We start from the raw sequence: 12,748 nt of genomic DNA, 5'->3' as shown, positions 1-12,748 counted from the left end.
GGCGGCGCTCCAGCAAAGCAGCGAGCCGCAGAGCAGCGGAACAGCCAGCTTGCCTAGCTGGAGACCCATTAGCTCGGTGGTCAGGCAGGTACCAATATTGGTGCCGAGGATGATGCCGAGCGTGCGGCCGTAGGTCAACAGCCCGGCGTTGACCAGTCCGATGGTCAGCACCGTTACAGCGGTGCTGCTTTGCAGCAGGGCGGTAATGCCTGAGCTGAACAGCATGCCCCGCCAAGGGGAAACGGTGGCCCGGTTCAGCCAGCGGGTGAGGAAGGGGCCAGCCAAATGCCGGAGGGCCGCCTCCATCAGCTTCATCCCGCCCAAGAAAATAAGCAGCCCACCGCACAGCGGCAAAATAACATGAATAAACACGGGCGTAGCCCCCTTTCAAAACCATTTTACGTTGGTGACCAAGGACGCTTATGTAACAGCCTATGATCTGACGTGGACAGCCATGACAAGCATGACCGAGCTGTTTTTTTACGGAAAACGAAAATTTTATAGAACTTCACAAGCTTTAAAAGTGTGGTCGATATAAAGGCGGGCAGTAGCGGAGCGATTCATTTGAATCTGAAGAAGCGTAGCGTTCGCCTTTGCAGGGGGATTCTTACCATTTAAATCATTTATAAAATCCAGAGAATCCCCCTGCAACAGCGATCGTAAGATCAAATGAACCGCGGAGTCGCGCCCCATCGAACACCACACTTTTAACACTTTGAGTAATCCAAGAATGGGAGTGAAGGACTTTGCCTTCAGTAATATTGGAACGCAGCCGCAAAAAAAGGCTGGAGCACGCGCACCCCTGGGTGTTTAAAAATGAAATAGCCAAGGTGGAGGGTGAACCGGAGGCAGGTGATCTGGTCAATATCGTAAACCATCAGGGCCGTTATTTAGCGACGGGTTACTATAATCCAGCCTCACAAATTACGGTGCGTGTGATGTCCTACGAGCCGCTGGAAGCGATGGATCAAAGCTTTTTTGCCAGACGCTTCCGCGATTGTCTGGAGCACCGTGAACGTTTTGTGACCGGGGGAGACGCGTATCGGCTGGTATACGGCGAGGCTGATTTTTTACCCGGGCTGATTGTAGACCGTTTTGGTGACGTGTTGGTCGTACAATTATTAACGCTCGGTATGGATCGCCGCAGGAAAGAAATCAGGGATGCACTCGTTGAAGTGATTGGTCCTGTCGGTATATATGAGCGCAGTGATGTGTCTATCCGCGAGTTGGAGGGACTGGAACAGACCAAGGGGCCTTTATATGGCGACTGCCCGCGTCATGTTGTGGTAACGGAAAATGGCTTGCATATCAAGGTTGATATCGTTGAGGGCCAGAAGACAGGCTACTTCTTCGACCAGCGTGAGAATCGTGCGGCGATTGCGCCGCTGATGACGGGCTGGGGAGGACGCAGCGGAATTACGCTACAGGAAATAGCAGCAGAGCAGGGTGACGGTGGCACAGCGGTCATGAAGCCTGTGAACAAAAGCGGCAAGGTTGTGGAGTTCCCATACTGGGATGGTGCAACCGTGCTGGAGTGCTTTTCACATACGGGAAGCTTTACGCTCAATGCCTGCAAATACGGTGCTAAAAAAGTAACTTGTCTTGATATTTCCGAGCACGCGATTGAAAGCGCACGGGATAATGTCAAGCTGAACGGCTTTGAGGAACGCGTGGAGTTTGTCGTGGACGATGCTTTCCAATATTTGCGCAATCAGGTTAAAGGTGTAGAGGAACGCACCGCGCGGGCCGGGGGTAAAGGAGATACTTCCAAGCCGCTGACAGCAGGGGGCGGACGTACCTTTGATGTGGTGATTCTTGATCCGCCAGCCTTTGCCAAAACCAAGAATGCGGTCAAAGGAGCTACGCGGGGATATAAGGATATTAACCTGCACGGGATGAAGCTGGTCAATGAGGGCGGCTATTTGGTGACTGCGAGCTGTTCATTCCACATGCGGCCGGAGCTGTTTCTGGACACGATTAAGGAAGCGGCGGCAGATGCCGGAAAAATCCTCCGTCTGGTGGATTGGAGAGCGGCTGGCAAGGATCATCCCCAAATTTTGGGTGTGGAAGAAGGACATTACTTGAAATTCGCCATTTTTGAGGTGCGTAGTCGGACACAACTGTAGAATTTATACACAGTCAACCGCCTTATAAGGTAGCTGAATAAGTAGATTAGCTCGTTTTATCCATAGATCAGTCCTGTAGAGAAGGCATGCACCAAGCCAACCTGCGGGACTGTTTGTTTTTTGAGGGAGGATAAAATGCTACAAGATGGCAAACGTACGTTCTTTTCTCCCTTGCCTCATATGCTATACTGTTGAATAGAATGCTGTTCGTTGGAAAGGAGGCCGCATCATGTCGGTCCGTTTGTTAATTGGCCGCTCAGGCAGCGGCAAAAGCACGTTAATCCGCCGTGAAATGACGGCTATGCTACGCGAGGAACCGCTAGGCAAGCCTATGCTGTTACTTGTGCCGGAGCAATCGTCATTTGCTTCCGAGCATGCGCTGCTTACAGAAGCCGGATACGGTATTCAGGGGACGGTGCGCGCTCAGGTCATGGGATTCCATCGTCTTGCCTATTTGGTCATGCAGGAAACCGGGGGTTCGGCGTTGGTACCTGTGACGGAGGAAGGCAAGAAGATGCTTTTATATAAAATTATTCGTCGTCGCAAGGATGAACTGAGTTTATTTAAGGATTCGGGAGACCAGTTGGGCTTTGTGGATCGGTTAAATACGCTGTTTACGGAGCTAAAGCAGTACGGGAATGATACCCGGTCTGTACCGGAGCAACTGGAGCGAATGAATGCGGCGGGGGAATCGACTCCGATTTTGCGCGGTAAGCTCAAGGATATCAGTTTGATCTATGAGGATTTTGAAAGAGAGCTGGCGCTTAAATATATTGACGGCGAGGATACGCTGCGTATGCTGGCGGAGCAGATTGCCGAATCTTCCATTGTACGTGGAGCGGATATTTGGATGGATGGCTACCGCAGGTTTACGCCGCACGAATACAAGGTGGTGGAGCAGCTTATGCTGCACGCTTCTTCGTTGACGGTCGCGCTGACCTGCAACCGCAGCTACGAGAGTGGACAGCTTCCGCATGAGCTGGATTTATTTCATCCTGCGGCGGCTACCTATGTAAAGCTTAAAGGGATGGCAGACGAGCTGATGATCGATACGCAGACACAATTGCTGCGACCTGATCCGCTTCCGAGATTTAAGGACCGTCCGGCGTTGGCGTACCTGGAGGCGGATTTTGAACGGCGTGCGGGGTATCGGAATCAGGAACGATCTATGCGTCAGCAGCAGATACGGGAGCAATGGAAGGATAAGCAGCCAGAAGAAATCAAACTGTATGCGGCAGCGAACCGACGTGTGGAGCTGGAGGGTGCAGTGCGCGAAATGCGCCGCCTGGCCCGAGATGAGGGAGCACGTTATCGGGAAATGGCGCTGTTCGTACGCCAGATTGAGGATTATGAGCCGTGGGTGGAGCCGATATTCAAACAATATGAGGTTCCGGTATTTCTGGATCAGCGCAGAAACGTATTGCATCATCCATTGGTGGAAATGATTCGGGCTTCGCTGGATATCGTTCAGCGGCGTTGGCGGTACGAGGATGTATTTCGTGCGGTCAAAACGGATCTTCTGTTGCCCCAGGATGGGCGGGTCAGCCGCGAGGATATGGACCGTCTGGAAAACTATGCATTGGCCTGTGGAATACAGGGAAGTCGCTGGACTGACGGACGGCCTTGGCAGGCGGTACCTAGCCTTTCGCTGGAGCTGGAGGAACAGGAGCGAAATCGTCAGCGGGACGAAACGCTGGATCTAATGGAGCTGTGCCGCGATGTGATCGTGACGCCTTTACGTGCGTTTGAGAAACGGCTGGGTAAGGCCCGGACTGCGCTTGAGAAGTGTGAAGCCGTGTACTTGTTGCTGGAGGATGCGGAAATTGGGCATAAGCTGGATGACTTGATCCATCAGGCTGAGGAAGCGGGAAATCCCGAGCAGGCGAAGGAGCATCGTCAGGTATGGGATGCGGTGCTTGAGCTGTTGGATCAGATCGTCGAAATGATGGGTGACGAGAAGCTGGACACTTCTTTGTTTGCGGGTGTGCTGGAAACGGGGCTGATAGAATACCGCATGGGTCTTGTTCCTCCAGCTCTGGATCAGGTGCTGGTCGGAAACACAGACCGTACACGTATAGCCGGTATTCAGCATACCTTTGTGCTGGGTATGAACGAAGGTGTAATGCCGGCTGTATTTCATGAAGACGGTGTGCTGAATGAGCAGGAACGGACCGCCTTGAATGAACGGGGCGTGGAACTGGCGCCGGATATGACAAGACGTCTGCTGGAGGAACGTTTTCTCGCGTATACCGCGCTCACCTCAGCCGGAAGCAGTCTCTGGATGAGCTACGCCGTGACCGACGAAGAGGGCAAGTCGTTGCTGCCGTCAGAGTTAGTACGCCATGTCCGTCAACTGTTCCCTGCTCTGGAAGAGCACCCGCTGGCTGCCTATCCTTTGCCTGGGGACCCGTGGACGACGCAATGGGAGTATGCTTCCCATCCGTCCGAGGCATTGCCGCAGCTGATCGCGCAATTCCGGCAATGGCGGCATGGTGGAGAGATTTTATCTCCCTGGTGGGAGGTATACAACTGGTATGCGGGCCAGCAGGGGCGTGAAAAGGACAAGCTGCGTCAGTTGCTGACCTCACTTTTTTACGAGAATCATGCTGAAATGCGGAAGGAAACGAGTCGTCGTCTGTACGGCAGCAAGCTGCGTACCAGCGTATCCCGTATGGAACGTTTTGTCGCCTGTCCATTTTCGCATTTTGCTTCTCATGGTCTTCGCTTGAAGGAGCGCCAAATGTATCGGCTGAAAGCACCGGATATCGGGCAGTTGTTCCATGCGGCGCTCGGAGAGATGGCGATGAATTTACGTAAACGAAACGTGAGCTGGGGTAGTCTCAGCACAGAGGAATGCCGACAAGAGGCGGAATCGACGGTGGAGCGTTTGGCTCCCCGCCTGCAAGGCGAGATTTTAATGAGCTCCAAGCGGTACGGGTACATTTTGCGCAAGCTGAAAGATATTGTGAGTCGGGCTTCGCTGATTTTGGGTGAGCATGCGCGTAGAGGCAGCTTTGAGCCACTGGAGCTGGAGCTGGGTTTTGGGCCGGGAGAAAAGCTTCCTCCTCTGACCTTTCGACTGGACAACGGTGTGGTGATGGAAATCGTCGGACGAATTGACCGCGTGGATGTGGCAGAGGGAGAAAAGGGCTTGCTTTTACGTGTTATTGATTACAAGTCCAGCCAAAAGGATCTCAAGCTGCATGAAGTGTACTATGGCTTGTCCTTGCAAATGCTCACGTACCTGGACGTGCTGCTGAATGCGGCGGAGGAATGGCTTGGCGAGACGGCTTATCCGGCGGGTACGCTGTATTTTCACGTCCACAATCCGATGTTGCAGTCGCCGAATGGTCTTAGCGCGGAACAGGCCCGTCAGGAGCTTCTAAAACGCTTCAAGATGAAAGGGCTATTGCTCGCGGATCGGGATGTGGTTGGACAAATGGACACGGCACTGGACAAGGGGTATTCCTCCATTTTGCCAGTTGCGGTAAAGGCGGACGGCAGCTTTTACAGCAGTGCGTCTGTCGCTTCGCCGGAACAGTGGGATAGCCTGCTGGCTTCGGTGCGCGATAATATCCGAACGATTGGGACACGCATGACAGAGGGCGACGTGGCGATTGAACCTTATCGTATCCAGCAAGAGACGGCATGCACCTTCTGTTCTTTCAAACCTGTTTGTCAATTTGACGACAGTCTGGAAGGCAGCGGCTACAACCAATGGGGGAAACTCGGCAAGGATCAGATCTGGAATCTGCTCGGTCATACACAGGAAGGGAAAGGAGGAATGAACCCATGATAAGTACATCAAGCACCAACGGCATACCCAAGCCGGAAGGCAGTATGTGGAGTGATGACCAGTGGCGTGCGATTTCCGAATCCGGCAACAACATGCTGGTAGCGGCAGCGGCGGGGTCTGGTAAAACAGCGGTGCTGGTAGAGCGCATTATTCGTAAAATCGCCGATCCCCGGCTCGGTTTCAGCGTGGATCGGCTGCTGGTAGCGACCTTTACGAAGGCTGCCGCCGCCGAAATGCGCCAACGTATCCGCGAAGCCTTGGAACGTGTGCTGGAACAGGAGCCGGATAGTGAGCATGTACGTCGCCAGCTATCGCTACTAAATCGAGCCTCGATAACGACGCTCCACTCTTTTTGTATGGAGGTCATTCGCAGGCATTATCAGGCCATTCCCCTTGATCCCGGTTTTCGGATTATGAATGAGCATGAGACGGAATTGCTGCGGCAGGAGCTGCTGGAAGAACTGTTTGAGGAAAAGTATGAGGCTAACGATGAAGGCAGCACGTTTCGCAGACTGGTGGACTGGTTTAGCGGTGAGCGTACAGATGATGCGATGTATGTGCTTGTTCAGCGCTTGTATGATTTTTCGCAAAGTCATCCCTGGCCGGAGCATTGGCTGAGGGAGACGGCAGCAGCGTTCCGTGTAGAAGATGTGACGGCTTTGGGAGAAACTCCTTGGGTCCGCAGCATTTTGGCGGATGCGGCACTTTCGCTGCGTGGAGCAGCAAGCCTGCTGGAGCAGGCCTATGAGACGGCTATGCAGCCCGGCGGCCCTGCGCCCTATGCAGTGACGCTGCAAGAGGATGCGGCGATGGTGAAGGGACTATTGCAGGAGCTGGAGACACAGCCGTGGGCATCGCTGTATGATCACTTTCAGATCGCGGCCTTTGGCAAGCTCAAGCCGGTCAAAAAGGATCAGACCGAGCCTGCATTGCAGGAGCGGGTCAAGGCGCTCCGTGAGGCAGCCAAAAAAATGATCACGGATATGAAGGCTTCCCTGTTCGGCAGGAGGGCAGAAGCCTATTTGGAGGAACTGCATGGGGCGGCTCCTCTGATGGACGAACTGGTGGAAACCGTTATTTTATTCGGTGAACGATTTCAACAGCACAAGCAGTCCAAAGGGATGGTGGATTTCGGGGATTTGGAGCACTATTGTCTGAAAATATTACGTCATCCCGACTCCACTCCGCACAGACTGCTGCCTTCGGACGCTGCGCTCGAATACAAGGAGCAATTCGACGAGGTGCTATTGGATGAGTATCAGGATACGAATACGGTACAGGAGGATATCGTCAGACTGGTATCTCGTGAAGAACCAGGTAACCGTTTTATGGTAGGGGACGTGAAGCAGAGTATTTATCGGTTTCGGCTGGCGGAGCCGGGGCTGTTTTTGAACAAATATCAACGGTACGGCATGCAGGAACAGGAAGATGGCTTTTTAATTGATCTGGCGCGTAATTTCCGCAGTCGGGTGGAAGTCGTCGATGCGGTCAATCTGGTGTTCCGGCAAATCATGAGCGTGGATGTGGCGGAAATCGAATACGATGAACGGGCATGGCTGGCGCATGGCGCGTCTTATCCCGAGCAGACGGAAAAGGATGCCACATCTCCGTACGCACCTGAACTACTGTTAATTGATAAAGGCGGGCGAGGTCTTTCGGAGGCTTCGGAACTGTCCGAAACGGGTGATGAATCCGCTTTGCAGGAAGGCGAATTGGCTGAGCTTGCGGAGCTGGAAACGGCACAATTGGAAGCCCGTGCAATCGCGCAACGGATTAAGGAGCTGACGGGAGATACAGGCCAACCGCTGTTGATTTATGACAGAGGGTTAAAAGCGATGCGTCCGGCAGTCTTCGGTGATATTGTCATTTTGCTCCGTTCAGCAAGCGTATGGGCACCGCTGATTGTGGAAGAGCTGCGTCTTGAAGGCATTCCGGCATCCGGGGAGCAGACGACAGGCTTTTTCAAAGCAACGGAAGTTGAGGTGATGCTGTCTCTGCTGCACATTATTGATAATCCGCAGCAGGACATCCCGCTGGCATCTGTGCTTCGTTCACCGATTGTAGGCTTGACCGAGGACGAGCTGGCACAAATCCGGCTGGAGAAGCCGGACGGACTATTTTATGGCGCTCTGCTTGCGGCGGCTGAGGCTGACCCTACACAGGATAGCGAAAATGGAACGTCCAGCGACATGCTGGAATTGGAGCTTTTCGCAGGAGATTTGACAGATGCATCTGATATGGATGATAGGAATAGCGGAAATACGTTGCCTGCCCGACTGCGTTCATTTTTGCACGATTTGGAAGCGTGGCGGCAGGAAGCAAGACAAGGCAGCTTGAGTGCATTGATTTGGCGTTTGCTGGAGGAAACGGGATATCTGGATTGGGTAGGTGGATTGCCAGGCGGCTCTCAACGTCAGAGTAATTTACGGGCGCTGTATGACCGGGCGAGACAGTATGAGACTTCAACCTCTAACCGGGGACTGTTCCGGTTTTTGACCTTTATTTCCCGTTTGCGAGAGCGAGGCGGTGATTTGGGTTCATCCAGTGGCGGTACTGAACCCGATCAGGCTGTGCGCATTATGACGATTCACAAGAGTAAAGGACTAGAATTTCCTGTTGTGTTCATCGCCGGAACGGCTAAAATGTTCAATCAGCAGGATCTGAATGCGCCGTTTTTGATGCATAAGGAGCTGGGGTTTGGTCCCAAATATGTGGAGGAACAAAATCGGGTCAGCTACCCGACGCTGCCTAATTTGGCGATCCGTCGACGCTCCCAGCTGGAGCTGTTGGCTGAAGAAATGCGGGTGCTGTACGTGGCGCTTACGCGTCCACGTGAAAAACTTATTATGACCGGAACGGTGAAGGATCTCGCTGCACGCGCAGCGGGTTGGGCACGTGCCAAAGAGCATACGGAGACCGTTTTACCCGATTATATGCTGGCGGCAGGCCGCAGTTATCTGGACTGGGTAGGTCCTGCGTTGATCCGACATCCTTCTGCTGCTGTACTGAGAGAAGCGGCAGGGGATCAGGAGGGGTACCATCATAGGCTGGAATATATGCCAGGCGGGGATTGGCTATTCAGAATCGTAGCTTCGGAGACTCTTTCCGGCTCTCGTTTGAATTTGAATTCTGAGGAAGAGACCGTTAATGAAGAGCGTCAGCAGAAGACGGAAGCATTGAAAAATGCCGAGCCGATCGATAAAAGGTGGCTCTCATCCGACTCCGCATCGGTTAGTCCAACGGATATTACAACAAGGGTTGATTCAGATATTGCCACTGCACTTTCCTGGTCCTATCCGTATGAACGGGCAAGCAAGACGGCGGCGAATACAACCGTCACCGAAATGAAAAGATGGCTGGCGATGCAGGAAGCTGGATCGGAGGATTGGCTGAATCTGTCTTCTTTCCAGGTAGCGGAGTTACCAGAGGAGATGGAAGATTCTCAGACTGGGGGAAATCGACTACACTTGCGCAGACCCAAATTTATGGGCAATCGGCGATTGACGCCGACGGAACGTGGAACGGTGTACCATACGTTGTTTCTCCATTTGCCGCTGGATGGTGTGATGAGCGCCGAGGTGATTGAGGAAACGAAGGCACGTCTGTTAAACCAGCGCTTATTGCTGGATGTTCAGGCGGAGGCATTAGATACGGATAAAATATTGCGCTTTTTCACCGGCGAGTTGGGTCGCAGATTGCTGGAGGCCTCCCACGTTCAGCGTGAGCTTCCGTTCACCTATACGATAGGAGCCGCTGATTTTTGGAGCCGCAGCTTGCCGTCGATGCTGTCAGCACAGGAAACAGAGCCGGGAGCCGCCGGGGAACAGCGGGAAAGCATGACGTCAGAGCCTGGCCACGATGACAGAGTGCTGATGAATGGGATTATTGACTGCCTGTTTGAAGGGCCGGAGGGGCTGGTTTTGCTTGATTACAAAACAGACCGGGTTTCCGAATATAGGACGGTGCCTCATTTAACGGAGCAATATCGTTTTCAACTGGAGCTGTACGCCCATGTGATCGAAGATATTACAGGTCAAAGGGTTGCTGAAAAGTGGTTGTATTTTCTGGAGGCTGGGGAAAGTGTGCGATTGTAGCTATTTAAAATTTAATGGACGAAATAGATAGGGAGAGAGGAGGAACAGCATGCGGATTTTGCATACGGGAGATTGGCATTTGGGGAGAACGCTGGAAGGGCGCAGCCGTTTGAAGGAGCAGGAGGCGTTCCTGGAAGAATTGGTGAAAATGGCTGACGATCAGCAGGCGGATCTGATTATGATGGCTGGAGACGTGTACGATTCGGTCAATCCTCCAGCCGCTGCCGAGCAGCTATTTTATGAAACGTCTGCCCGTTTAACGGCTGGAGGAAGACCCTTGGTCGTTATTGCGGGTAATCATGATCAGCCGGAACGGGTATCCTCGGTTACGCCACTGGTGAGCCAGCGCGGAATTACGTTGCTGGGGCTGCCCAGCGGGGAAGCAGTGCGGATTCGCACACCGCGTACAGGAGAAATGGCGTGTATCGCAGCCTTGCCTTATCCTTCGGAGTCCCGCCTAAACGAGCTGTTGTCCGAGGACGGAGACGAAACGGTGCTGCGAGAGGCATACAGCCGCCGTGTGGGGATGCTGATGGCACAGCTCGGTACGGCGTTTCGGCCTGACACCGTTAATCTGTCCATGAGCCATATTTATGTGCTTGGCGGGCTGGAGTCGGATTCGGAGCGTCCGATTCAGGTCGGGGGCGCGTATACAGTAGATCCGTCTGCACTAAGCATCGGGGCGCAATATACGGCTTTGGGGCATTTGCATCGTCCTCAATACGTGAAGGGCGATGGGCTGATGCGCTATAGCGGATCTCCGCTGGCTTATAGCTTTTCCGAAGCAGGGCAGGCCAAATCGGTCACGCTCATTGACGTGGTCGCAGGCAAGCCCGCACAGGTCGAGGAGCTGTATATTACGAGTGGACGGCCTTTGGTGAAATGGCGCGCACGGGGAGGTCTGGAAGAGGTGTATCGCTGGCTGGACGAAGGGCTGGATGCGGATGCTTTTATTGATCTGGAAATTACGCTGGAGGAAGCGATGTCTCTGGGAGATATTCAGCGGCTGCGTAAAAGCCGTGAAGGCATCATTCATATCCGTCCGATGTATCCTGAAATGGCTGCGGCACAGCTGGAGCATCAGCGCTCAGAGCTGCCGGTTCACGAGCTGTTTCGGGCTTTTTATCAACGGCAAACGGGCGGCGCACAGCCGGATGACGGATTGGTGCAGCTATTTTTGGAGTTAGTGGAGCAGGATGATGCAAGGGACCAGCCCGAGGAGGAGGATGTATGAAACCGATTCTTCTGAAATTGGCGGGGTTGCAAAGCTACCGGGAGTCGCAGGAAATCCATTTTGACGAATTAACCGAAACCGGGCTATTTGGAATCTTTGGCCCGACAGGCAGCGGGAAATCGACGTTGCTGGACGCGATTACGCTGGCTATGTATGGCAAGGTGGAGCGGGCGGTAAATGGGACACAGGGCATTATGAATCATGCCGAGGACACGCTGTCCGTCGCGTTTACGTTCGAATTGATGTCAGCCCAAGGGCCTCGTCGTTATCGTGTGGAGCGCCGATTCAAACGGGCTGGAGGCGTATCGGTGAATAATACGCTTAGCCGATTTATCGCGTTCACGGAGGACGGCGAGGAAGTGCTTGCTGACAAGGTGCAGGATGTGACCCGTTGTGTGGAGGAGTATATCGGCCTGAAAATGGACGATTTTACACGGGCTGTCGTATTGCCACAGGGGAAGTTTGCCGAATTTTTATCATTAAAGGGCAGTGAACGCAGACAGATGCTACAGCGTTTGTTTCATTTGGAAAAGTACGGAGATCAACTTGCGCAAAAACTTAGTCGTCGTGTGAAGGACAATGACGCTGCATTGAAAGCGCTGGAAGCGGAGCAGCAAGGTTTGGGCGATGCAGGTGCCGAAGCGCTTGAACAGGCAAAGCAACGTCTCAAAGAGGCCGTGGCCCATGCAGAGGCTTCGCGCCGCGAGCTGGAACGGGTGACGCGCGAGACGGAGGCACTGAACAAAATCCGTGAGCTGGTTATGGAGCGCAGCCGCCGGGCGAACGAGCTGGAACAACTGGCGGCATGGGAGCCGAACATTGCTTCACTGGAGCGTAAGCTCCGTCAGGCCTCCGCAGCCGAGGCATTGCTGCCTGCGCTGACAGATTGGAAGGAAGCTGCTGCTGAAGCGGATCAGCGACGGAAGGCAGCTGAAGAAGCGGCGGTGCAGGCGACATCGGCGCAGGAGGCTGCGGTTTTGTCTGTGCAAGCCGATGAGCAGGCCCGGCAAGCTTTGAGTGCGGAGGAACCGAAGCTGTTGCTTCGAATCGACCAATTGGAGCAGGCGCTGCAACTGGAGCGTGATACGGAAGCATTGCAGACAGAACGGAACCGTCTGGCGGCAGAGCTTGCGCAGAGTGAGCAAACCCTTGCTACATATGCTGAAGAACTCGCCAAGGAACAAGAGCTACAAGCGCGAGGATCGAAGCGGCAGCAGGAGCTTCAACAGGAATTGAAGCAAAATGAAGTGCGTGCAGATGAACGACGAATGCTTCAAGAGGCTGTGCAACGGCTACAACAGCTGGAGACGGCGGATGAGCAGCTGCGCGAAGCAGAGCAGGAATGTGTCACACAGGAGCAACGGCTTGCCCAGGCTGATGAACGTCTGAAGCTGACGGAGCAGGAGACACTTGAGGCGGAGGGACGGCGTTCCGCCCTTGCCGCGCAGGCAGCTGAGGGTATTGAGGCGCTGCTAACGCTGGAGGCAGAGATCACCGC

6 protein-coding genes are annotated in these 12,748 nt (G+C 53.8%); 5 read left to right on the top strand and 1 reads right to left on the bottom strand.

Annotated elements, in window-relative coordinates:
• Positions 1 to 372, bottom strand: a 372-nt coding sequence (locus L696_RS0107700) for a Na/Pi symporter (RefSeq protein ID WP_025683127.1), incomplete at its 3' end; no start/stop codon positions are given.
• A 374-nt stretch (positions 373 to 746) separates the two neighbouring features.
• Here L696_RS0107700 and L696_RS0107695 point away from each other — a divergent pair.
• The 5 genes from L696_RS0107695 to L696_RS0107675 form a co-directional block, all read left to right on the top strand.
• Positions 747 to 2,126, top strand: coding sequence for a class I SAM-dependent rRNA methyltransferase (locus tag L696_RS0107695; protein WP_025683126.1), 1,380 nt, complete (start codon positions 747 to 749; stop codon positions 2,124 to 2,126).
• A gap of 229 nt (positions 2,127 to 2,355) precedes the next feature.
• Entirely contained in the window at positions 2,356 to 5,922 is a 3,567-nt protein-coding gene (gene addB, locus L696_RS0107690) for a helicase-exonuclease AddAB subunit AddB (protein ID WP_025683125.1), read from the top strand.
• Complete coding sequence (addA, locus tag L696_RS0107685) at positions 5,919 to 10,016, top strand: helicase-exonuclease AddAB subunit AddA (RefSeq protein WP_025683124.1); 4,098 nt, start codon at positions 5,919 to 5,921, stop codon at positions 10,014 to 10,016. The genes addB and addA overlap by 4 nt, the downstream gene beginning before the upstream one ends.
• Before the next feature lie 49 nt (positions 10,017 to 10,065).
• Entirely contained in the window at positions 10,066 to 11,250 is a 1,185-nt protein-coding gene (locus tag L696_RS0107680) for an exonuclease SbcCD subunit D (RefSeq protein ID WP_025683123.1), read from the top strand.
• The coding region (locus tag L696_RS0107675; RefSeq protein WP_025683122.1) for an AAA family ATPase at positions 11,247 to 12,748 on the top strand (1,502 nt) is incomplete at its 3' end. The genes L696_RS0107680 and L696_RS0107675, both read left to right, overlap by 4 nt.

Source organism: Paenibacillus maysiensis (assembly GCF_000520815.1).
Lineage (GTDB): Bacteria > Bacillota > Bacilli > Paenibacillales > Paenibacillaceae > Paenibacillus > Paenibacillus maysiensis.
Note: the sequence above shows the minus strand (reverse complement) of the source record. Positions and strands in the feature narration are given on the sequence as shown.